Source organism: Enterococcus aquimarinus, assembly GCF_001885765.1.
GTDB classification, from domain to species: Bacteria; Bacillota; Bacilli; order Lactobacillales; family Enterococcaceae; genus Enterococcus_I; species Enterococcus_I aquimarinus.
This window is the reverse complement of the sequence record NZ_JXKD01000006.1, coordinates 1-22754: the sequence shown is the minus strand read 5'-3', so window position 1 is coordinate 22754 and position 22754 is coordinate 1. Positions and strand designations below refer to the sequence as shown.

21 protein-coding genes and 1 pseudogene are annotated in these 22754 nt (G+C 36.2%); 14 read left to right on the top strand and 8 right to left on the bottom strand.

Features of this window, described 5'->3' with window-relative positions; all coding sequences use genetic code 11:
* Window positions 1-80: 80 nt before the first annotated feature.
* From RU93_RS05645 to RU93_RS05635, 3 genes are read right to left on the bottom strand one after another with little or no spacing between them, the layout of a single operon-like run.
* Entirely contained in the window at window positions 81-1640 is a 1560-nt protein-coding gene (locus RU93_RS05645) for a response regulator transcription factor (protein ID WP_071874643.1), read from the bottom strand.
* Complete coding sequence (locus RU93_RS05640) at window positions 1633-3075, bottom strand: sensor histidine kinase (protein WP_071874642.1); 1443 nt, start codon at window positions 3073-3075, stop codon at window positions 1633-1635. The genes RU93_RS05645 and RU93_RS05640 overlap by 8 nt, the downstream gene beginning before the upstream one ends.
* A 9-nt stretch (window positions 3076-3084) precedes the next feature.
* Entirely contained in the window at window positions 3085-4020 is a 936-nt protein-coding gene (locus RU93_RS05635) for an ABC transporter substrate-binding protein (RefSeq protein ID WP_071874742.1), read from the bottom strand.
* A gap of 378 nt (window positions 4021-4398) precedes the next feature.
* On the opposite strand from RU93_RS05635, the gene chvE reads away from it, so the two are divergent.
* The 3 genes from chvE (at window position 4399) to mmsB (ending at window position 8348) form a co-directional block, all read left to right on the top strand.
* Window positions 4399-5496, top strand: coding sequence for a multiple monosaccharide ABC transporter substrate-binding protein (gene chvE / locus RU93_RS05630; protein WP_071874641.1), 1098 nt, complete (start codon window positions 4399-4401; stop codon window positions 5494-5496).
* A 115-nt stretch (window positions 5497-5611) separates the two neighbouring features.
* Complete coding sequence (gene mmsA, locus RU93_RS05625; RefSeq protein ID WP_071874640.1) at window positions 5612-7144, top strand: multiple monosaccharide ABC transporter ATP-binding protein; 1533 nt, start codon at window positions 5612-5614, stop codon at window positions 7142-7144.
* Between the two features lies 1 nt (window position 7145).
* Window positions 7146-8348 (top strand): multiple monosaccharide ABC transporter permease, encoded by a 1203-nt coding sequence (gene mmsB, locus RU93_RS05620; protein ID WP_071874639.1) that lies wholly within the window; start codon window positions 7146-7148, stop codon window positions 8346-8348.
* A 234-nt stretch (window positions 8349-8582) separates the two neighbouring features.
* Here mmsB and RU93_RS12160 read toward each other — a convergent pair whose 3' ends face one another.
* Window positions 8583-8759, bottom strand: coding sequence for a hypothetical protein (locus tag RU93_RS12160; protein ID WP_211272563.1), 177 nt, complete (start codon window positions 8757-8759; stop codon window positions 8583-8585).
* Between the two features lie 86 nt (window positions 8760-8845).
* Between RU93_RS12160 and RU93_RS05615 the strand changes: the two genes are divergently transcribed.
* A complete protein-coding gene (locus RU93_RS05615) occupies window positions 8846-10012 on the top strand; it encodes a diphosphate--fructose-6-phosphate 1-phosphotransferase (protein WP_071874638.1) in 1167 nt (388 codons plus the stop codon).
* A 101-nt stretch (window positions 10013-10113) separates the two neighbouring features.
* On the opposite strand, the gene RU93_RS05610 is transcribed toward RU93_RS05615, so the two are convergent.
* The 4 genes from RU93_RS05610 to RU93_RS05595 are packed head-to-tail and all read right to left on the bottom strand — an operon-like array spanning window position 10114 to window position 13716.
* Window positions 10114-11268, bottom strand: coding sequence for a Gfo/Idh/MocA family protein (locus tag RU93_RS05610; protein WP_071874637.1), 1155 nt, complete (start codon window positions 11266-11268; stop codon window positions 10114-10116).
* A gap of 13 nt (window positions 11269-11281) precedes the next feature.
* Window positions 11282-12271, bottom strand: coding sequence for a Gfo/Idh/MocA family protein (locus tag RU93_RS05605; RefSeq protein ID WP_071874636.1), 990 nt, complete (start codon window positions 12269-12271; stop codon window positions 11282-11284).
* Window positions 12268-12771: a hypothetical protein gene (locus RU93_RS05600; RefSeq protein WP_071874635.1), complete on the bottom strand. Its 504-nt coding sequence runs from the start codon at window positions 12769-12771 to the stop codon at window positions 12268-12270. The genes RU93_RS05605 and RU93_RS05600 overlap by 4 nt, the downstream gene beginning before the upstream one ends.
* Before the next feature lie 15 nt (window positions 12772-12786).
* Window positions 12787-13716 carry an AraC family transcriptional regulator gene (locus RU93_RS05595; RefSeq protein ID WP_071874634.1) on the bottom strand — a complete coding sequence of 310 codons (930 nt, stop codon included), beginning with the start codon at window positions 13714-13716 and terminating at the stop codon, window positions 12787-12789.
* Window positions 13717-13921: 205 nt separating this feature from the next.
* Here RU93_RS05595 and RU93_RS05590 point away from each other — a divergent pair, with 205 nt between their 5' ends.
* The 10 genes and pseudogenes from RU93_RS05590 to RU93_RS12245 form a co-directional block, all read left to right on the top strand.
* Entirely contained in the window at window positions 13922-14389 is a 468-nt protein-coding gene (locus tag RU93_RS05590; RefSeq protein WP_071874633.1) for a hypothetical protein, read from the top strand.
* On the top strand, window positions 14386-15357 hold the full coding sequence (locus RU93_RS05585) for a Gfo/Idh/MocA family protein (RefSeq protein ID WP_071874632.1): 972 nt from the start codon (window positions 14386-14388) through the stop codon (window positions 15355-15357). Before RU93_RS05590 ends, RU93_RS05585 begins: the two co-directional genes overlap by 4 nt.
* Before the next feature lie 12 nt (window positions 15358-15369).
* Window positions 15370-16239, top strand: coding sequence for a sugar phosphate isomerase/epimerase family protein (locus RU93_RS05580; protein ID WP_071874631.1), 870 nt, complete (start codon window positions 15370-15372; stop codon window positions 16237-16239).
* 18 nt (window positions 16240-16257) lie between these two features.
* Window positions 16258-17280 (top strand): Gfo/Idh/MocA family protein, encoded by a 1023-nt coding sequence (locus RU93_RS05575; protein ID WP_071874630.1) that lies wholly within the window; start codon window positions 16258-16260, stop codon window positions 17278-17280.
* 48 nt (window positions 17281-17328) lie between these two features.
* Window positions 17329-18591, top strand: a complete 1263-nt coding sequence (locus RU93_RS05570) for an ABC transporter substrate-binding protein (RefSeq protein ID WP_071874629.1) — start codon at window positions 17329-17331, stop codon at window positions 18589-18591.
* Window positions 18592-18665: 74 nt separating this feature from the next.
* A complete protein-coding gene (locus RU93_RS05565) occupies window positions 18666-19619 on the top strand; it encodes a carbohydrate ABC transporter permease (RefSeq protein ID WP_071874628.1) in 954 nt (317 codons plus the stop codon).
* Between the two features lie 11 nt (window positions 19620-19630).
* Window positions 19631-20455: a carbohydrate ABC transporter permease gene (locus RU93_RS05560; protein ID WP_071874627.1), complete on the top strand. Its 825-nt coding sequence runs from the start codon at window positions 19631-19633 to the stop codon at window positions 20453-20455.
* Window position 20456: 1 nt separating this feature from the next.
* A complete protein-coding gene (locus tag RU93_RS05555; protein WP_071874626.1) occupies window positions 20457-21425 on the top strand; it encodes a pyridoxal-phosphate dependent enzyme in 969 nt (322 codons plus the stop codon).
* Window positions 21426-21463: 38 nt separating this feature from the next.
* Window positions 21464-21811 (top strand): annotated as a pseudogene (locus tag RU93_RS12250) (alpha-amylase family protein); the annotation flags it as partial.
* A gap of 345 nt (window positions 21812-22156) precedes the next feature.
* On the top strand, window positions 22157-22754 hold a 598-nt coding region (locus RU93_RS12245; protein ID WP_483863759.1), incomplete at its 3' end, for an alpha-amylase family protein.

Sequence of the window (22754 nt, the reverse complement as noted above, 5' to 3'; positions counted from 1 at the left end):
AGCATAGTATGAACACACCAAAAAAGGATGTTTCATCTCCTTTTTTGGTGTGTTTTAGTTGTGTAGCCAATGTCTTAGTACTAATTTGTTTTTTGTCGATATTCAGAGGGAGACATACCCTGTTTTTTTTTGAATAAAAAACTAAAGTAGTTAGGATCATTGTAGCCAATTCGCATAGTAATCTCTGTTAATCGCAAATTTGTTTCGGTTAAAAGCCGTTTAGCATGATTAATTCGTTGCTCTGTCAAGTAATCAATGAATGTTTTCCCCATTGATTGAGAAAAGATAGTACTGAAGTGTGATGGACTAAGAGCAACCTCTTCTGCGACCATGTTTAACGAAATATCAGGATTTGTAAAATTCTTATCAATAAATTGTATTGCGTGGTCGATGAGTTTATTGTGTCTATTTATTGAAGGAGAGATTTTAAGTTGAATAAAATAATGAATAAATCTTTCTAATGTTTCTTGATAAAGTTGATAGTCATTGGCCAATAGAACTAGATGTCTTAAATCACTTAAATTTTGAATGACTTCTTCAGGGAACTCTTCTTTTTTTTGAGCAATATTTTTTAATTCGACTAAAATGAAAAAACGATACATCACTGTCTGCTCGGGTGTTTCTTGTATGGTAAGTAACTTATTAACGAGTTCTGTTTGATTTTCGATTGTTAATTCGACTAATTCTTTTTGAATATCAATGTCTATAGGGGGACCAATAAGTTTATCTTTGGTATTTTGACGGTCTTCATAGCTAATCACTTTTTGGTGCTGCGAAAATGGAGAAGAAGTCAGTTGGGTTTTAGCAATTTCGAAACTGAGAGGGATTTCACTCATTCGATCAACTACAGAACCGATAGAAACGGTCATACTACCAGTTTCTTCATTTTTGAATTCATGAATTAAAATTTGACTTACTTGATAAGCAGTAGATAATACTTCTTTTTTGGTATCGGATAATATTAAGAATTTGATGAAACGTGAAGAGCTACTAGAATATAATAAGCGACTATCATTTTGAAAGAAAATATTTAATTCTTTGCCGAATTGTGTATAGTCGTCAAAATTATGTTTATATTTACTACGTGCAAGAAGTACAGCGATTTTCTTTCCAATAAAAGAACAACCAATTTCTTCTGTTTTTTTAAGAGCATCTGCCAGTGCTAATTCTCCTTTAAAAAGACCATTTAGTAAGTGATTTCTTTTCAGATCTAAAATGATGTCCATTTTAGGCGTTTGCTCTTCTAAGACTTCTTTTTGTTTGTCCAACATAGAGACAATTTTTTCTAGTGATTCTTTTAAATCATGCGGTTTAATTGGTTTTAACAAGTAATCATCTATTTGAACTTGTATTCCTGCTTTGGCATATTCAAATTCATCAAAACCACTAATATAAATGATTCGAACGTTAGGTAATATTTTTCGTGCTTCCTTTGAAAAAGCCACGCCATCCATAAAAGGCATTTTAATGTCGGTTAAAATAATATCGGGTTTTAAATCAATAATCGACGCTAAAGCCATTTCGCCATCACCCGCTTCTCCACAATAAGTGATAGATAACTGATTACTTATCATTAAAATATGATTGCGAAGCGTATCGCGAATACGAGGCTCATCTTCAACGATAAATACTTTATACATAATATGGTATACCTTCTTTCTTTTTTGGTACGGTTAAAATCGTAATGGTACCTTGGTTATGGGTGCTTTTTATTTTAATCGAAGCTTCCTTCCCATAGTAAAGTAAAAGTCTTTTATTAACATTATAGAGGCCATAACCAGTACTAAAATCAGAGTCAATCCCTTTATTTAATTCCTGTTGAACTTCTGAAAGTCGTTCTGGTGTCATGCCGATGCCATTATCTTCAATCATAAAAGTCATGTTTGTAGGGTTATTTTGACTAGTTACTTGAATATGTCCGATACGACGAACGAGTTTTGTACCATGGTAAACAGCGTTCTCAATCAAAGGTTGTAGAATCATTTTAAGGATAGGTTCGTTTAATATTTCTTGGTTGATATCAATTGAGAACGTTAACATCTCTCCATATCTTATTTTTAAAATGGTTAAATAATCTGAAATATGTTTGAGTTCCCGTTCGACAAAAATCCAATCTTTTCCTTTACTCAATGAAATCCTAAAAAAATCAGATAGAGCGTAGGTCATATCAGAAGCAAGAGGGTATTGCTTTTGATCAATTAAAGAAATAATCGTGTCTAAACTATTATATATAAAATGAGGAGTTATTTGTGCTTGGAGAACCCTTACTTCACTTTGTGCCAAATAATATTGTTTTAATGCATTTTCTTCTAGTAAGTGATGAAGGTCTTCAGCCATCTGATTAAGACTCTTGGTTAACATATCAAGTTCAACGGTATCTGGAATATCTGCACGAAATGATAAATTGCCATGTGCTAACTCTTCCGCCATTGTAATTAGTTGATAGATGGGTTGTTCTATTTTCTCATGGATAGTCTGTTTGTTTTTTTTAACCGAATAAATAATTAGTAAAATAATTAGAAATTCAAGAGCTGTTAATAAGATGAGTGACCGAATCATTTCTCTATGACGAATACTTGCAACATTGATTTCAACGCTTACAAAATCCTTTAATCGATCAATAAGGAGTCGGGTAAGAGAGTCAACATCGTTCATAATCTCTTCATTAGCTGTAACAGAATCGCCAGCTTCAATATTATCTAATATTTTTTTTTCGTAATCTTTAATCGTATCAATAATACTAATAGCAACATTCAGTGCCCCTATTTCTGTCGGAGAACTTGTATTCGATTTGATCTGATTAATATCGAATTGAACGTCAGATAGCACATTACCAATTTGATAACTTTTTACTGATCGTATGCCAAATACGACGTCCCACATCTCTTCTAAAACCTCTTGATCAACTTTACCCACAATCATATTCGCTTCTTCGATGTTCGTAAATGTCCGTTGATAAACGTAGATTTGTCTTGAATAAAGGATAATACTAGAAAGTAAAGGGATGATTGCTAGTATTAGCATCAATTTATTGGATTTAGCGATAATTTGTTTAATACTAAGATTTGCTTTCATCTGTTCTCCTTAATAGTTTCTGGTAGGAATATTTTCTATATTTTGTTCTGTGAACACCGTTTCGTAAATATAGATATCTTTTGGAATCACTTTGCCATCATAAAAATTTGAAAAGTATCGATTAACAATGTTAGCAACGTCAAAGCCAACTTCGGGGTTACACTCGACAACACTATTGACGATGCCTTTTTTTAATTTTTCAATCATATCAGCTTGTGCGTCAATGGTTACAATAATGATATCTTTGCCAGGGATTAAATCGGTCTGCTCAATTGCTTCGAGGGCCCCATGTGTCATTTCATCATTGTGGCTGAAAATAACGTCAATGTCTTCTAGTGAATGATTATTGATATAATCATCCAGTTGATCTTTTCCTTTCATACGAATGAAGTCACCAAATAACACATCTGTTACTTTCATTCGTTCATCACGAGCAATCCATTCTCTAAACCCCTCTGAGCGTAAAATAGTAGGAGAAGTTTCTTTTAAACCCGATAATTCTAAAATATTGATGGTATCAGTCTCGACATTTGAAAAGTAATTATGGACAAAAATACCGGCGCGATGACCTTCAGCTTTAAAACTTGGTCCGATATGAGTTAAGTATAAATCTTGATCGGCCACTTTTATATGGCGATCGACGATGATAACCGGGATATTTGCTTGTTTTGCTTCAGTTAAGACAGTTTCCCATCCGGTTTCTGTTAACGGCGTAAAGATAATTAAATCGACTTTATAAGATATAAACGTTCGAATATCTTGTATTTGTCGTTCTTGATTCATGAATCCATTACGATACAGAACTTGATAGTTGTTTTTTTCTAGTTCATTAACAATCGAATTAGTATGTGCTTTTCTCCAGTTGCTTTCTGTCCCTGATTGAGAAAAACCAATAATCAGTGGTTGTTCAGTTTCTTGATTTTGAGTTGAACAACTTGTTAGCATCAAAAACAGTCCACATAAAAAAAGTATTTTAAGCGTTTTCAATTCAAAGCACCTCCGTTCTAATAAAACGATACTTTTATTGTACCAAATTATTTAATGAAAGCGCATGTTATATCGCGTTATTTTTTTTAAATCCTTGAATTCCTCGTTTTTTGTTGTATCTAGCTTTAAAAATTCCTCCTCTAAATGACTCCTAAAAAAATTAAAGCTTACAATCAGAAAAAAATTATAGTTATTCGTAAAAAAATCAAGATAACTGAACCAATATTTTTTTCCAAATAAATTCAAAGGAATTAGAATAAAACAATCAATGTTAACGCTTTCTTTAAAAGGTATACTGTAGTTGTCAACATAACTAAAACAAATGGAGGAATTCAAATGAAACTTCAAATGAAGAAAATGGTATTAGTTGCAACGACACTATTAGCCGGTGTTGCTTTAGCTGCTTGTAGTAGTGCGGAAGGAAGTAGTAGTGGCGGATCTGGTGATAAAGGATATATTGGAATTGCGATGCCAACAAAATCTGCTGAGCGTTGGATTGGCGATGGAAATAACATGGTGGAAGAATTAGAAAAATTAGGTTACAAAACTGATTTACAATATGGAGAAGATAAAGTAGAGAATCAAGTGGCACAAATTGAAAATATGATTACTAAAGGGGTAGATACACTCGTAATTGCCTCAATCGATGGCTCAGCATTGACGGATGTCTTACAAAAAGCCAAAGATGAAGAAATTAAAGTGATTGCCTACGACCGTTTACTGATGAATTCTGAAAATGTCGATTATTATGCTACATTTGATAACTTTGGTGTAGGGGTGTTACAAGCTTCATATATTGAAGAAAAATTAAAATTAAAAGAAGGCGAAGGGCCATTTACGATTGAACTATTTGGTGGTTCACCGGACGATAACAACGCATTAATTAACTATAATGGTGTAATGTCAGTTCTACAACCTTATTTTGATAACGGTCAATTGGTTGTTCCTTCTGGACAGACTAGTTTCAATCAAATTGCTACTCTACGTTGGGATGGTTCTACTGCGCAAGCTCGTATGGATAATTTGTTGAGTGCGAACTATACAGATAAAACGTTGGACGCAGTTTTATCACCATACGACCCGATTAGTTTAGGAATTATTTCTTCATTAAAAGGAGTAGGATATGGCTCTTCTGATAAACCTTTACCTGTTATTACAGGCCAAGATGCAACAGTAGCAGGAGTGAAATCAATTATTGCGGGTGAACAAACGCAGACTATCTTTAAAGATACAAGAGTATTGGCAAAAAATACGATTGATATGATTGAAGCCATCTACAATGAGGAAGAAGTTCCTGTAAATGATACTGAAACGTATGACAATAGTGTCAAGGTAATTCCTACATACCTTGCGAATCCTGTTTCTGTTGACTTAGAAAACTATAAAGTTGAATTAATCGATACTGATTATTATACGGAAGATGATTTGAAATAAGGCATAGCACAGTAGGTAGAAATCAATTGATTTCTACCTACTGTGCCTATCAAAAGAGAATGATATAGGTACTTCCGGGAAATGCGGGAATTTATGGAAGAAAGGATGTTCAAGTATGACTGATATTATATTAGAAATGAAAAATATTGGAAAGCAATTCTCCGGTGTTAAGGCATTAGATAAAGTAAATTTAAGGATAAATCGTGGTGAAATACATGCTCTATGTGGGGAAAACGGGGCTGGAAAGTCAACGTTAATGAATGTATTAAGTGGCCTTTACCCTTATGGAAGCTATACTGGTGATATTATTTACGACGGAGAAATTTGTCAGTACAAAGATTTAAGAGATAGTGAACGTGAAGGTATTGTTATTATTCATCAAGAATTAGCACTTAGCCCTTATTTATCTATTAAAGAAAATATTTTTCTAGGAAATGAACAAAGTAAGTATGGCGTGATTGATTGGGATTTAACAGAGAAAAAAACGGAAAGTCTATTAAAAAAAGTAGGCTTACATATTGATCCGAATCTTTTGATTTCACAAATTGGAGTTGGTCAACAACAACTCGTTGAAATCGCTAAGGCATTTGCGAAATCGGTAAAGTTATTAATACTTGATGAACCGACTGCAGCGTTGAACGAAGAAGAAAGTGCGAACTTACTGGAATTAATAAAGGAATTCAGAGAACAAGGGATAACCTCTATCATTATTTCTCATAAACTAAATGAAATTGTGAGTGTTGCCGATCGTATTACAATTTTACGAGATGGTCAAACGATTGAAACCCTAGAAAACGATGATATCAGCGAAGAAAGAATTATCCGTGGTATGGTTGGACGCGATCTAACGAACCGCTATCCTGACAGATATCCAAATATTGGAGAAATTTATTTTGAAGTGAAGGATTGGACCGTGTATCATCCAACGAATGCCACGCGTTTGATGAGCAAAAATATCAACCTTAACATAAGACGGGGTGAAATCGTCGGAATCGCAGGGCTAATGGGTGCTGGGAGAACAGAATTTGCAATGAGCGTTTTTGGTCACTCATATGGTAGTAAAATTACTGGAACGGTATATAAAGATGGAAAAGAAATTTCAGTGAGAAATGTTCCAACTGCTGTAGAAAATGGTCTCGCCTATGTCTCAGAAGACCGAAAAGCTTTAGGATTAAACCTTTTAATGGATATTCGTGAAAATACAACGATTGCTAGCTTGAATCGGATTAGCAAAAGCGGGATTCTAGATAAAGAAAAAGAAATAAATAAGGCAGAAGAATATCGTAAAAAAATGAGAACCAAGACAAGTTCGATTTTTCAAAATGTGGGTAGTCTCAGCGGAGGGAACCAACAAAAAGTTGTCCTTTCCAAATGGCTTATGACAGAACCTGACGTATTATTTTTAGATGAACCTACAAGAGGAATTGATGTGGGGGCTAAATACGAAATTTATACAATTATTGAAGAAATGGCTGCCAGTGGGAAAGCTATTTGTATCATCTCTTCAGAACTACCGGAAATTATTGGAATGTGTGATCGTATTTATACCATGAATGATGGGCAAATCACAGGAGAAGTCCTTCGAGAAGATGCTACACAAGAATTGTTAATGAATCTAATGACTTTGGAAAAAAAGGAGATGGCGTAAGATGGAAAACACAACAAAATTAGCTGAGGAAAAAAAGAAATTTTCATTTAAAGATAAAATAAATGATCTTTTTAGACGCTATAGTATGGTGATTATTTTAGTAGCATTGTTAATCGCATTTCAATTGATGACGGATGGGATCTTTTGGAGACCATTAAATATTACAAACTTAGTGTTACAAAACAGTCATATTTTAGTCTTAGCGGCTGGAATGTTACTCGTTGTGTTACTTGGACATGTTGATTTATCAGTTGGTTCAGTAATGGCTTTTGTCGGAGCACTGGCCGGGTTATTAATGGTTAATTATAATATGAGTCCATGGCTAGCCGTTCCATTATGTATTTTAATGGGTGCTTTAATTGGTGCATGGCAAGGTTTTTGGGTAGCATACGTGGAAATACCTGCGTTTATTGTGACTCTAGCGGGTTTATTAATGTTTAGAGGATTGACGCAAGTCTTATTAGGAGGTCAGTCATTAGCACCTTTCCCAGAAATCTTCCAAAAAATTTCTACAGGTTATTTACCTGATATTACTGAAGGTAGTTCATTACATCTTGTATCGATGATGATAGGGATTATTATCGCTCTTACTTTAATATTCAGTCAATGGAAATCCAGAGAACGCCGCAAGAAAAATTTATTTGAAATCGAATCGATGAATGCCTTTTTATTTAAGTCATTATTTATTAGTGTCGTGACGATTGGTGTGACTTATATTTTTGCATCTTACAAAGGTTATCCAATTATTTTGATTATTTTAGGAGTGATTGTTGCTGTTTATAGTTTCTTGACAAACAAAACAGTAGCGGGACGTCAAATATATGCTACGGGAGGTAATAAAAAAGCTGCGCAACTCTCTGGTATTAAAACGAAAAAAATAACCTTTTGGGTATTTGTTAACATGGGAGCGATGGCTGCTTTGGCAGGTTTAATTTTGGCAGCACGCTTAAATGCAGCAACACCACAGGCAGGAACATCAATGGAACTTGATGCCATGGCTGCAGTTTATTTTGGAGGCGCATCTACCTCAGGTGGAATTGGAACTATTATGGGAGCAATCATTGGTGGTTTAGTAATGGGTGTTTTAAATAATGGAATGTCTATATTGGGAATTGGGGTCGATTGGCAACAAGCTATTAAAGGATTGATCCTCTTATTAGCAGTTGTCCTTGATATTTATAATAAGAAGAAAAAAGTAGCATAAATTATTTTTTAGTTTGACAGAAAGTATTAATAAATATTTCTGTTATACAATAATAATTCGTAAAATATCCCATCTTCATTTGAGTAAGTATCTTCTCAAATGAAGGTGGGAATTCTATTTAAAAGGATTATTTATCTATTCTTATTGCGATAATAAAATGAGGTTCTGCGATGATATTCATTTTTTATTTTCTACAAAATACGAAATAGGTGTTGGTTATATTTGATAATCTGTTTAACCATAGAAATTAAGATTGTTTTTTGCTTTTACACTTTCACTTTGAAGCATTTCTCCATTCGCAGAAGAAATAGTTGATGGGAGGTTTAATGTTAAATGCTGGTGCTGATTTCCTGTGTTTATAGCTTTCAAGTAGTAAACCTTGTTATCTTCATTTGATAGATAAATAAGCATTTTTTGTAAGCGTCATCTTTCTTATAACTATCTTATAATTTCCCTGTTATACTAATCTTATCAAACAAAAAGGTGAGGTGGCGAAGGTGACAAGCAATTTATTAGTGATACATGGTGGTGGACCAACAGCTGTATTAAATGCTTCGTTGTATGGGGTGATTACCAAAGCGAGTCAATCGGAAAAGATTCATAAGATATATGGTGCAAAAAATGGAACGGGTGGTTTGTTAAGAGAAGAATTACTTGATTTGACGAACCGAACACCAGAAATGCTGAATACACTGTTAACCTCACCTGGAACCGCGATTGGGACGTCCAGAGATGCGCTCGAAGAAAAAGATTATCGGAAAATGATTGCTATTTTAAAGAAATTTGAGATTAAGTACGTATTATTCAATGGTGGTAATGGTACGATGGATACTTGTGGGAAATTATTTCAATTATGTCAGAAAGAAGCAGTCGATATTCAAGTCATCGGGATTCCGAAAACAATGGATAATGATATTGGCGTGACGGATCATTGTCCGGGATATGCGAGTGCGGCCCGCTATATAGCCCAAAGTGTCAAAGAGGTTTGCTGCGATGTGAAAAGTTTAGCGACTCGAATTGTCATCATTGAAGCCTCTGGAAGAAATGCTGGTTGGGTTGCTGCAGCGAGTGCGCTGGCCGATGAATCGGGTGTCTATGCACCAGAACTCATTTATTTACCGGAAGTTCCTTTTGATGAAAATCGATTTTTAGCGGATGTGAAACAGAAGCTTCAAGTAAAAAAAGGGTTTGTGATTGTCGTGAGTGAAGGCTTGCGGGATGCTACTGGAAAACCAATTGGACAATCGGGTGAGCATTCTACCGGACGAGCTGCCCAATTTGGCGGTGTGAGTTTTTATTTAGCGGATTTAATTACACAAAAAGTTGGCTATCGAGCGCGGGCAGAAAAACCAGGACTTTTAGGTCGCGCATCGATTGCTTTACAAAGCGAAGTTGATGTAAAAGAAGCCATTCTAGTTGGAGTAGAAGCCGTGCAAGCCATTACGCAAGGGCAAACAGGGAAAATGGTTGCCTTGCAAAGACAAGCTGTACCGACGTACCAAATCGAAACCGTTCTAGTGCCACTTGAAGAGGTCATGTTAATTGAAAAGAAATTACCGGCATTGTTTATTAATGAAACAAATAATGGTGTGACTCCGGCCTTTATTCAGTGGTGTAAACCATTAATCGGATCGGATTTACCAGCGATGACTTCGTGGAATTGAGCAAGCTAAAAAAAGCGCAACGTTTTATAGTGCCCCCAAAAAAATTAGACCTAAAAATCTAATTTTTTGGGGGCATTATCGTTATCGTTGCGCTTTTTTGATTAAATTATTTCGATCGTTTCATGGTCAATCGAACGCTGAGCGGCAAGTGCTAACTTTCCTGCTAAGACACTGGATTCCAAATTTGATACGGGTGTTTTACCTGTATGAATCGCATCGAGAAAATCCTGTAGCTGTTCCTCGTCGCCGGGTTCCATATTTGTTTCTTGATGATTATTTTGGTAGGTTAAGGTTTCTGATTTTAGACGATCGGTGACGACGATGGTATTACTGACATCATCGAAATAGAGTTCTCCTTTCGTACCAAAAAAGTGGAATTCTCGCTTGTAAAAGGCAGCAAATTGGCAGAGTTGATAAGTTGCTTTTGCTTTATTTGCATAGTAAATCATGACAGTTTGGTGATCATCAACGTCGACTTCACTGTTAAAAACACAATTATCTGGCCAATGTTCCGACCAAGCGATGTTTTTTTCTTTGGCTAAATTTTGAATACTCTCCTCACACGTATCACTAATTGGACAATTTCCGCAGTGTAAATCATCAGGAACGGGTTTGCCGAATTTTTCAATGGCACCGACTTCACCAAAGACCATTAAATCACCAAATGCGACCACTTTTTCAGGACGACTATTGACATACCAGTTGATTAGATCGAGTGAGTGGGTCGCTTTTTGGAGCAAAAGAGACGTCGATTTTTGACGCGTTCGATGCCAATCATGGAAATAGGCATATCCTCCATACTGAACGTGATCGATGACGTTAGCCATAATAACTTGTCCAATGATTCCACTAGTAATAAGTTCTTTGACTTTACTATAAGTACGAGCGTATCGTAAGACATAACCCACTTCGAAAGCTTTATCATAATTTTCCAGGGCCGTTTCGATTTTAGTGACTTTTTCATCACTAATTTCTAACGGTTTTTCACATAAAATATGTTTGTTTGCTTTGATGGCAGCCAAAATAATTTCCGCGTGGGTATCATCTGGGGTCGCAATAAAGATCGCATCAACTTCTGGGTGGTCGAGTACTTCTTGATAATCGTTCGTCGTTAATGCTTGTGGGAAATGATGAAAATGATGACCAAAAGTATCGCAGACCATGAAGATTTCTGCTCCTTGATGTTTTTGAATGGTACGCAAAGCATATTTATACCCCCGGTTTCCCAAACCAATAATCCCAAAACGTACTGTCATATTACGATTCCTCCTATGGTGTTTTTGAATGATTTTGAGTGAGCAGAATCATTTTTTTTTGATTAGCAGATAAATAAGCAAGTTCAGCAATTTCTACTGGATACAGTCCGTCACTACCCGAAATCGTAACGGGTAAATCCTCGTCGATACACCGTTGAAAGTCTTCTAACATCGAAAGTTCCATTGGTTTTTCGTAAAAATGATTGACCATGGGCGCTTCTTTTGTGTAAAGATCAGAACGTCGACCAAAACCGTCAATATCAATTGTTCCTTTATCTGTGATGATTTTCATCGTGGCATCTCCCCAAACGGGATAGTTCTTTGGCCGATTCCAAGAAGTATCAAGACTCATAAAAACACCATTCGTAAACTGTAGATGCAACAAAGCAGAGTCTTCAATTTCTTTCTCATGTTGACTATTTGTGCGGGCATAAATAGTGTGAATCTCAAATTTAAAAATCCACTTTGAAAGATCAATAATATGGACCATATGATCAAGTAGTGCACCACCGCCCGATAGCTCTTTATCAATAAACCAGCCGCCAGGATTTTTCCCGTGGTTTGTCCCCACGATTGCGAGGATTTTTCCGAGTTCATTCGCTTCGTATCTTTTTTTTAATTCAATGACTGTTTGTGCGTAACGGACAGGATGGGCAACAAATAGTTTCACGTTATTTTCTGAACAAGCAACGATCATCCGCTTGGCATCTTCTTTCTTTAATGCTAACGGTTTTTCGACTATAACATGCATTTTATGATAGGCACAGGCTAATGTGTAGTCGTAGTGTAGCGTATTCTCAGAGCAAATCAGTGCAGTATCCATTGGCGTTTTCAGAATTTTTTCTAAGCTTGGAAAGAACGGAATACTAAGTTCTTTGGCAAAAGTCGTTCCACGAATCGGATTGCGATCAAAGACACCGGTTATTTCTACGCCCATTTTCTTTAATGCACGGCAATAGGTTTTGGCTTGCATATGAGCGCAGCCAATAATTCCAACTTTCATGTGCCTGTCCCTCCCAAGTAAATAATTTGATTTTTAGTGATACTATCTTGAATTTGATAAAGGATATTCGATAGCCAAATATTTTCAAGCGAGGCTTCGTCGTACTCTGGCTGATAGTTTCCTGGTTGAATAAATGTTGAAGAAAAGCCACGAGGATCCGCGGAATTAAATTGATAAAGACCATTAGTACTCACCAGTTCAATTTGTTTTTTAAAGTGTTGATTATTGCTAGGTGAACCATCAATCAAAAGATTCGATAAACTTTGGTTTTGAAATTGCATCGTAATTAAATAAACTTGATGGTCTGGTTCACAAGAGGCAAATAATGTTTCTAGATTTGATTGATGGCATTGAAGCAAAAATTGGAGTGCCTCTTTTAAAATCAACTCTAAATGTCGTTCATGCGCAATGCCAGTCGCGACATCGTATCTTGAAAAAGTTAATTTTCCAATCGTCCCTTTTTCCATTTCTTTTAAAATCGCATGATGTTCTATTTTCAATTTGAGTGAACCTCCTTAAGTTAAATCTTCTAATTTTGATTCGATAGTATGAATCGAATGTTTGTATGCAGTTGGACTGAGTCCGGTGTATTTTTTAAAACTATTCGAAAAATGATGCAAGGTATCATAGCCGAGGCGACACGCAACCTCCGTAAAATTCATTTGATTTTCTCGGATCCACTGTTTCGCTCGTTCCATTTTTAACACACGATAAAAATGAATGACACTATAGCCCGTTTCTTTTTTAAAGTTTTTCTTTAAATAGGAAGGGCTTACAAACAAGTACTCAGAAAGTTCAGCAATCGAAAAGTTTTTATCAAGATTTTCTTCCATATAGCCAATGATGTCATCAATTTCTTTTTTTTCAAAGTGCTTTTTGATAAGGCTAATTGAAGTGGAAGATTGTAAGGGTTCATTATCCAACGACTGCTGGGTGCGGGCCATAAAAACAATTAACTGTGCTAAGTAAGTATAAATCAGTGTTTCTGCGCCAATTGGACTATCTTTCATTCGATTGCGTTCGGTCGTTTGAAAGACATTTGTTGCGACCTGTGGAAAGGTGCTTTTGGCTTCGGTCATGATATGTGCAAATAAGTTTCGGTGACTAACGGCTAATGCAATCGTTTGGTTGATAAGTAACGTCAATAAGGCGCTGTTATCTGAAACAAAACGAATAAGTAGAACGTTAACGGCGCTCTCTTTTGTTTCAAAAGTATATTCCGTTTGTGGAGGGATTAAGAACACGTGCCCTTCTTTTAAATGGAATGTTTCCCCCTGCATGCAAACGGATAATTTACCATAATCGATAAATAATAGACTATAGGAGTCGACAGGATGGATGGTATAAGATTGGAGCGAAATAAACTCATAAAAAGCGATATTGGTAATCATTTGAACGACATTATTTGCACAAAAATTAAAAGAACTCGCCATATTTTTCGCCATCTTTCTCCTCCATTTTTTCGTCATTCTTTCTCTTATCCGATTATCCCATATTATGAGCTAATTTGTAACGGTTATTTCAGACGAACCTTTTTTTGTAAGGAATGGACCCTTTTTTCTAACGATGGAGGGGTTATTCTTAGGTATGCTAAAAACAATTAAAGAAAGCGTATACAAAAGAGAGGAAAAAAAGAGGTGTTAATGAAACATGTTTGAGAATGTAGAACAGATTTTAGCAACAAAAAATATCGGGGATCTTTCATTTATTCGAATGTCTTTTTATGATAATCGTTTTGCGAATGAAGAGAAGGAGAACGCGATTAAGTCAATTATTCAATTGGTTTTGGCCTTGAAACAGGATAAACCAACAAGCTATACCATTTTAAAAAATGATGCAAGTTTGCTGGTGACATTTGACTTTAATCAACAATGTTTCGTGAATTTAGCATTTGCGAGTTGGCACGATATGGTAACGCCTGTTTTAAAAATGGAATTCGTGGGGGAAAATGGCATGATTCAATTTGACACGCAAGCAGACAACGCCTATGCAGGTACGTATTATCAATCTGCCTTTCAACTAGTAGTACCGCCTGTTTCAACCGAATTGACCACCTATATTAATGAATTGATCGAAAAAATTCATGCCACACAAGAAATGGAGGTTATTGTCGGATGAAAGTTGCAATGATTGGTGTCGCTCACATGCATGCTCATAGTTATGTTCAAGAATTCCAAGCGAGAGGGATTGAGGTTGTGGGAGTTTACGATCGCAATGAAGCACTTAGTCAAGCCTTTGCTGATAAATATCAAATTCCCGTTTTCAATAAATTGGATACTCTTCTTGCTGTACCATCCGATTCAGTCAATATTTGCTCGGAAAATGTCTTCCATAAAGAGTATGCTTTAAAAGCTTTTGAATATAAAAAACACGTGATTGTTGAAAAACCAATGGCTCTTTCTACCGCCGATGCACAGGAGATGGTCGCAGCAGGAAAAGCGGCCGAACGCTTATTAATTGTCGCGCACCCAGTTCGTTTTTCGGAGCCAATTCAAAACTTAAAACGTGTAGTAGACAGTGGAAAGTTAGGGAAATTAAAATTGATTAACGCTTCGAATCACGGAAAAAATCCTGGTGGTTGGTTTATTGATCCAGCGCTTTCAGGTGGTGGAGCATTAATTGATCATACGGTCCACATTTGTGACTTAGTGAATTACTTGTTTCGTATTGACCCACAAACTATTTTTGCTTACGCAGGAAAAAGTCAGCCAGAGATGCCCGTTGAAGATATCGGTTTAATTCAATTAACCTTGACTGATAATGTCATTATGTCTTTAGATACCTCATGGAACCGTCCACAAACGTATCCGGTTTGGGGAGATGCCATTTTAGAACTTGTTTTTGAAAAAGGTCAAATGACCGTTGATGGTTTTGGTCGTAAGTTGAAAGTTTTTGATGATATGACCAATACCGTGGAAGAATTTTTCTTTGAAGAAAGTATGGATTCCCGTATGATTGATTGCTTTATTACGGCAATTGAACAAGGATTACCGTCGCCTGTGTCAGGTGAAGATGGTTTATATACCGTTAAAATTACCGAAGCCGCATTCCAGTCTGCAACAGATAAAAAAATCATGAGCATTTAAAGGAGAATTGAAATGACATTATTAAAAGGAATGAATGTTTGGTCGCTTCCAGCAGGTTTAACGATGGAAGAACAATTCAAAATAACCAAAGAAGCAGGATTTGATACGATTGAGCTGAATTTATCAGAAGCTCAAGCCGCAGATAATATCGTCACGAAAGAGTTAGCTTTAAATGATAGTCCAACCTTAACAATGGATGTAACAGCCGAAGAACTGGAAAATATTAAAGGACTCAGTGAGAAGTATGAATTACCGATTACGAGTCTTTCGACTGCATTACATTGGAATTATCCATTGACAGCAGCGGATGCGGTGACTCGTCAAAAAGGAATGGATGTAGTGAAAAAAATGATCGATATTTGTTTGGCTTTAGGCGGGGATACCGTTTTAGTGGTACCTGGTTTAGTGACAGCAGATGCGGCATATGATGTGTGTTACGATCGTTCGTTAGCAGCATTCAAGGAGCTAGCTCCTTATGCGCAAGAGAAAGGGATTCATATCGGGATTGAAAATGTTTGGAACAAATTCTTATTAAGTCCTTTAGAAACGCGTGATTTCATTGATAAAATTGCCAGTAGTCATGTAGGAATGTATTTTGATGCCGGGAACGTCTTGCAGTTTGGCTTCCCAGAGCAATGGGTACGTATCTTAGGTAATCGTATTAAAAAAGTGCATGTGAAAGATTTTAATACATCAATCGGGAATATTACCGGTTTTACAACATTACTCAACGGTAGCTTAAATTGGAAGCATCTCGTTACGGCACTACATGAAATTGGTTACGAAGGGCCACTGACTTGTGAGCTTAGTGCGTACCAAGAAAATGGGCAGCAGTTAGCCTATGATACCAGTCATGCACTGGATTATATTGTAAATTTATAAAATGGAGGGAATAGAAGAATGTTAAAAGTCGGATTAGTAGGATTAGGATTTATGGGAAGTTCTCACTTATCAATGTATCTACGTCTAATGAAAGAAGGCTTTCCAATTAAGCTCGTGGCCATTTGTGATGTGAATGAAGAAAAACGTGAAGGGAAATTAACCGCTGGAAATATCGATATTAGTGACAAGAGTATTGATTTTTCACAATTTAATTTCTATACCGATATGGAAGAGATGATCGAAAGCGAAGCGCTTGATTATGTGGACTTATGTTTACCAACTTTTTTACATGCCCCTTATGCCGTCAAAGCGATGGAAAAAGGGTTGCATGTATTTTGTGAAAAACCAATGGCCATTTCAACGCAAGCTTGCCAAGAAATGATTGATGCTTCAAAAAAATACGAAAAATTCTTAATGATTGGCCAAACATTACGATTCTTCCCGTCCTATTGCTATATTAAGGAGACGCTAGACAGTGGTCGCTACGGTAAATTAACCGAAGCTAATTTATTCCGTGGAGGAACCACGCCATTATGGTCATGGGAAAATTGGTTATTAACGAATGAACGTTCTGGTGGCTGTTTGTTAGATCAACATATTCATGACGTCGATACCTTAAACTGGTTACTTGGCACACCTTATTCTGTCAATACTTCAGGCCGTGTTGTCTTTGAAGGTAGTGGTTATGACGTCGTTTCTACCAACTATCATTATGAGGGCATCGTGGCGAATGCGTCTGATAACTGGACAATTAATAATGATGATTTTGGATTTGAAATGCGTTACCGCTTTGCGTTTGAAGAAGGAACGATTATTTTAGAAAAAGGAAAACTGGTTGATTACCCGAATAATAAACCAAGTTTTGAACCAGAGATTAGCCAAGAAAGTGGTTATTACCTTGAAATCAAACACTTTGCGCAATCAATTTTAGATAATGTTGATCCCGCGATTGCTTGTCCTTTAGAAAGTACAATGGAAACAATCCGAATTGCGGAAGCCGAAGTAAAATCCGCAAACGAGAAACAAAGTATTGCTTTGTAGTTAACAGTCAAAAAAACGCTTCAATAAAAGGAAATTGGAGGGAAAAAAATGAAGAAGAAATTAGTTCGTACTTTTAGTTTACTTGGATTATCAACAATGTTATTGGCAGCTTGTGGTGGTGGCACAGCGAGCAGTGGTGATGAAGGTAGTATGAGTGATAAAAAAGATGTGGTTACCTATGCTTTGTGGGACAAAGAATATGCCGCAGCTATTCAAGGAATCGCAGATAGCTTTAAAGAAGAAACTGGAATTGAAGTTAAATTTGAGATTACTCCTTGGGCGCAATATTGGACGAAACTTGAGACAGCGGTAACTGGGAATAATGCTTCTGATGTCTTCAACGTTAATATTCCTCGAGCAATTGACTACATTGAGAATGGCATTTTAGAACCATTGGATGGTATCAATGTTGAATTAGACAAAATTCCTAGTCAATACCTAGAATCTTATACCGGAGCAGATGGTAAATTGTATGGCATACCGAAAGACTTTGATACCAATGCATTGTTCTATAATAAAACAATGTTTGACGAAGCGGGTATTGCCTATCCTGATGATACTTGGACTTGGGATACGTGGCGTGATGTGGCCAAACAATTAACAAATACTGATGAAGGAATCTATGGCATGGCAATTCCTCCTACTTGGCAAGGTGGGTATTATGAAACAATTTATCAAAATGGAGGATCACCTTTTATTGAGAATGGAACAAAATCAGGTTTTGATCAGCCAGAAGTAATTGAAGGAATTGAATATTGGTACGGATTTGTTGAAGATGGTTCAGGTACACCGATTGAGTTAATTACAAATACAAACTCAAACGAATTACTATTATCTGGTAAAGTTGCCATGGCGGTCGATGGTTCGTATCAAGTTCCCGTCTTATTTAAAGAAGACTTCGGTAACGAGCATATTGATGTTGCGCCACTACCAAAAGGAAAAGAGCGTGCGACGACATCAAATTCTTTAGCAAATGTCATTTTCTCAGGTTCTAAAAATAAAGAATCGGCTAAAAAATGGATTGAATATTTATCCTCTGAAGAATCGATGAAACATGTTGCTGAGGCGGGAGGGATTATTCCTGTACTAGAAGGTACTCAAGAAGCTTGGGTAGCAGCGCATCCAGATAAAAATATCCAGGTATTTATCGATGCTGTCGATTATGCAGTGCCATTACCAGGTTATAAAAACTCATCTGCGGCAATTGCAATCGAGCAAGATTTGATTAACCAAGCATGGACAGGTGAAATAACTGTTGAAGAAGCTAGCAAGTTAATTGCTGAAAAAGCAAATGCGTTGTTACAAAAATAAAATGATTCATTGCTAGTATAAAAAATCGAAAAAAGGTTTTTTATGCTAGCTTTTTTATTTAGGAGGAGCGAGGAATGAGTAGACAGGAATACGATACGAATCAATTGATTGAAAAAAAATCTATGAAAAAGCAGCGTTCATTTAAAAAGTACAAGAAAGATCAAGTAGTAACGGCTGCACTTTTTATTTCACCGTTATACCTAGGTATTATCATTTTTTATTTAGTTCCAATGTTTCAAAGTATTTTCTATTCTTTTACCGAGTGGGGAATGTTCGGAGGGTATACTGTAGTCGGTTTGGATAACTACAAACGTTTATTTAAAGATCCGGAGTTAATCAGAGCCTTAAAAAATACGTTTACTTATGCACTTTTTACCGTACCCGTCGCAATGTTTATTGCTATTTTTATTGCAGTATTGTTAAATGCTAAAATTAAAGGAAAAAGTTTTTATCGAGTAATTTATTTTTTACCAGCTGTCACGATGACTTCAGCCATTGCGATGATTTGGAAATGGATTTTCAACTCAGAGTTTGGAATTTTGAACCAATTTCTAGGTATTTTTGGTATTAATGGTCCAAGTTGGTTAACTGATTCGAACTGGGCGATGATTTCTTTAGTGGTTGTTGGTATCTGGAGTTCTCTAGGAACTGCCATTGTCATTTATTTAGCAGGTCTACAAGGTATTTCTGCTTCCTTTTATGAAGCAGCGGAGATGGATGGTGCTGGCCCGATTCGTAAGTTCTTCAGTGTCACGTTGCCACTCTTAACGCCAACGATATTTTTCAACTTAATTACTTCATTAATTGGTGCTTTACAAGTTTATGATTTAATTTATTTAATGTTTTCAGAGACTAACCCTGCATTAAAAAGTGTTCAGTCGATTTCATTCTTGTTCTATCGCTATTCGTTTGTCTTTAATGAGAAAGGTTACGGAGCAGCAATTGTTGTGATGTTATTAGTGATTACGTTAGTGATTACTGCTATTAACTTTAGTTTACAGAAAAAATGGGTTCATTACATGAAATAGGAGGACTAGATATGAATCGTGAAAAAACAGCTAATAAATTTTTTGTTCACTTGTTATTAATTTTAGGATCAGTAATGATGGTCTTTCCCTTTATCTGGATGATTATTACGGCTTTAAAAACGAAAACAGAAGCAATCCAAGTGCCACCCTCACTTTTTCCAGAAAATCCTCAGTGGAGTAACTTTTCACGCATTTTTGAAGTATTTCCTTTCGGGAATTTTTATGTGAATACGATAGTCTCAACAGTAGTGATTACGGTAGGCCAAGTCTTCTTTTGTGCTTTAGCGGCCTATGCCTTTGCACGCTTAGACTTTCCTTTTAAAAACTTTTTGTTTTTATTATTACTATCGATTTTAATGGTACCAGGTCAAACATTTTTAATTCCTCAATATTTAATCGTTCAACGTTTAGGCTTGCTAGATTCAATTCCAGCGCTCTTTATGCCAGGCTTATTCTCTGCTTTTGGAACTTTCTTACTGCGACAATTCTTTATGTCAATCCCAGAAGAAGTAGAAGAGGCCGCAATTATTGATGGTGCTTCAAGAATTAAAATTTTCTTTACGATTATCTTACCACTGTCTAAATCGGCATTAGTTTCACTTTCTATTTTTAGTTTGCTATATGGTTGGAATTCACTCCTGTGGCCTTTAATTGTCAATACATCAACTGAAAAAATGACTCTTTCAGCTGGATTGGCTTCGTTAAGTGGACAATATGGGACGGACTTCCCTTTGGTTATGGCTGGTTCCTTCTTAGCATGTATTCCACTAATTATTGTCTTTCTTGTATTTCAAAAACAATTTATCGAAGGAATTGCTCTTTCAGGTGGGAAATAACATGATTACAGAAAAAGTATCTTTGTTCGATCAAATTTTTGAAGCAAAAAAGCGTTTAGAGACAGTCGTTATTCATACTCCTCTTGTTCCAAGTAATATTTTATCAGAGAGGAAAAGAGGTGAAATATTTTTTAAATTAGAAAATTTACAAAGAACGGGATCCTTTAAAATTCGGGGGGCCTATAATAAGCTTACTCAACTGAAAGCGGGGGAAATCCAAAGAGGGGTGATTGCGGCCTCGGCAGGTAACCATGCTCAAGGTGTGGCTATTTCAGCTAAAATGTTAGGTATTCAAGCACGAATTTTTATGCCCGTGACGGCACCATTGACTAAAATTGAGGCTACTCGAAAATATGGTGCATTGGTAAAATTAATTGGTGAAACATTTGATGCTACGAAGCAAGCAGCGATTGATGAAAGTTTTCGCACCGGTGAAGTGTTTATTCCGCCGTATGATGATTATCAAGTAATTGCAGGTCAAGGCACCATAGGTTTAGAGATTTTAGAGGAAATGCCTAACGTGGACCAGTTGATTTTACCCATTGGCGGAGGTGGGTTGATTGCAGGAGTGGCAGTAGCCGCTAAAACAATCAATCCTCAGATTAAGATTATTGGGGTTCAATCTTATAATGTACATGGAATGCTACGTTCGATTTGGAATCATCAGATTACAGCGAATCGCTCAGAACGGACACTAGCAGATGGTTGTGATGTCGCAATTCCAGGTGAATTGACGTATGAGGTTTTAGAATCCTTAATTGATGAAACGGTTTTAGTTGAGGAATCAGATATCAAAAAGGCGATTGAGTATTTAGCCTATAAAGAAAAAATTATTTCTGAAGGGGCAGGAGCCCTAACGACAGCCGCAATGATGAGTGGGGCATTAGATCATTTGTTAGTTCATAAGAAAACTGTTGCACTGGTGTCAGGAGGTAACATCGATTCGGGATCGTTGAAGGAGATTATATAGTATTATTTTGAGACGTATAATTTGGAAGGAAAGATAAAATGAATGAGATTATCCCCCCAATAATGGGCTGGTCTTCATGGAATTATTTTAGACAATCGATTGATGAAGACAAAATTTTAGCAATTGCGCAAGCGATGAAACAATCTGGGTTAAGTAAAGTAGGCTACGAGTATATTAACTTAGATGATTGTTGGCATTCTTCAAAACGAAGTTAACAAGGGGAATTACAGTTTGATTTAACGAATTTTCCTAATGGATCTCGAGTGATTGATGAGATTCATCAACTAGGATTAAAAGTAGGATTATATAGTTCTTGTGGCGTGATGACTTGTGAAGATCTACCAGGGAGTTTTGGGAATGAAGTGGTAGACGCTAACACTTTTTCTCAGTGGAATGTTGATTTTTTAAAATATGATTATTGCCATGTAGTTGATTTAAAAAGTGATGAGAAATGGCTAATCGATAGTCCATATGTTGTCAGTCTGGAATTTTATAATAAAAAGACAAAAGTCCGCACCCACTTTGGAGTTGAAACAGGTCAATTGAGTGGCAAGGCACAGTTAAATCAAGAAGAAATTTCTTTTGTTTCAGGTTTAGAAAAAAATCAAGGGCGTGTAGGATTTAATGCTTGCTTATCAGAAGGAGACTACGTCGTCACTGTCGAATATAAAAAGCGTGCAACAGAAAAAAGACAACTACTCTTACTTAAACTCAATCAACAAGAAATAGTCATGTATTTCCCAACTTCCAGTGGGTGGAGTTTAACTGGAAGAGAACAAGTAGAGATTTCTCTTGATACGAACGTGACGTCGGTCGAAATATTCAATCCTGTGAAAGATCAAAAAAGTGATGCGATTTTACGTTATAAAACGATGAGTATGGCTTTAGAAAAAGCATACGCAGCGCAAATTCCAATTGTATTTGCAATATGTGAACACGGACGGAATGAACCTTGGAGGTGGGCACAATCGTTTGCACATCAATATCGGATTGATCATGATATTTCAAATACTTGGCAGTCAGTAGTGGCGTGTTATGAAAAAGCAGTGACCGTTTCTTCTTATGCTGTAGAAGGTTCATACGGCGATCCAGATATGTTAGAAGTGGGAAATGGCGTTTTAACCGAAATTGAGAATCAAAGTCATTTTTCTTTGTGGTCTTTTCTATCTGCACCTTTAATTTTAGGGAACGACTTAAGAGATTTTGTCAATAACGGTGAGAAGGATATGAAAATCTCAAATAAAGCTTTAGAAATATTAACAAATGAAGCCATTATTCAATTCAATCAAACTCGTCCCTATTTACCGGCTTATCATCAATCGTTTGGTT

Bases quoted from the DNA above. Each gene is read 5' to 3' on its own strand.
- RU93_RS05645 (WP_071874643.1), bottom strand. From the start codon at position 1,640: ATGTATAAAGTATTTATCGTTGAAGATGAGCCTCGTATTCGCGATACG.
- RU93_RS05555 (WP_071874626.1), top strand. From the start codon at position 20,457: ATGATTACAGAAAAAGTATCTTTGTTCGATCAAATTTTTGAAGCAAAA.
- RU93_RS05640 (WP_071874642.1), bottom strand. From the start codon at position 3,075: ATGAAAGCAAATCTTAGTATTAAACAAATTATCGCTAAATCCAATAAA.
- RU93_RS05580 (WP_071874631.1), top strand. From the start codon at position 15,370: ATGACATTATTAAAAGGAATGAATGTTTGGTCGCTTCCAGCAGGTTTA.
- RU93_RS05635 (WP_071874742.1), bottom strand. From the start codon at position 4,020: ATGCTAACAAGTTGTTCAACTCAAAATCAAGAAACTGAACAACCACTG.
- chvE (WP_071874641.1), top strand. From the start codon at position 4,399: ATGAAACTTCAAATGAAGAAAATGGTATTAGTTGCAACGACACTATTA.
- RU93_RS05610 (WP_071874637.1), bottom strand. From the start codon at position 11,268: ATGACAGTACGTTTTGGGATTATTGGTTTGGGAAACCGGGGGTATAAA.
- RU93_RS05570 (WP_071874629.1), top strand. From the start codon at position 17,329: ATGAAGAAGAAATTAGTTCGTACTTTTAGTTTACTTGGATTATCAACA.
- RU93_RS05605 (WP_071874636.1), bottom strand. From the start codon at position 12,271: ATGAAAGTTGGAATTATTGGCTGCGCTCATATGCAAGCCAAAACCTAT.
- RU93_RS05560 (WP_071874627.1), top strand. From the start codon at position 19,631: ATGAATCGTGAAAAAACAGCTAATAAATTTTTTGTTCACTTGTTATTA.
- RU93_RS05575 (WP_071874630.1), top strand. From the start codon at position 16,258: ATGTTAAAAGTCGGATTAGTAGGATTAGGATTTATGGGAAGTTCTCAC.
- mmsA (WP_071874640.1), top strand. From the start codon at position 5,612: ATGACTGATATTATATTAGAAATGAAAAATATTGGAAAGCAATTCTCC.
- RU93_RS05590 (WP_071874633.1), top strand. From the start codon at position 13,922: ATGTTTGAGAATGTAGAACAGATTTTAGCAACAAAAAATATCGGGGAT.
- RU93_RS05585 (WP_071874632.1), top strand. From the start codon at position 14,386: ATGAAAGTTGCAATGATTGGTGTCGCTCACATGCATGCTCATAGTTAT.
- RU93_RS05595 (WP_071874634.1), bottom strand. From the start codon at position 13,716: ATGGCGAAAAATATGGCGAGTTCTTTTAATTTTTGTGCAAATAATGTC.
- RU93_RS05565 (WP_071874628.1), top strand. From the start codon at position 18,666: ATGAGTAGACAGGAATACGATACGAATCAATTGATTGAAAAAAAATCT.
- RU93_RS12160 (WP_211272563.1), bottom strand. From the start codon at position 8,759: ATGCTTATTTATCTATCAAATGAAGATAACAAGGTTTACTACTTGAAA.
- mmsB (WP_071874639.1), top strand. From the start codon at position 7,146: ATGGAAAACACAACAAAATTAGCTGAGGAAAAAAAGAAATTTTCATTT.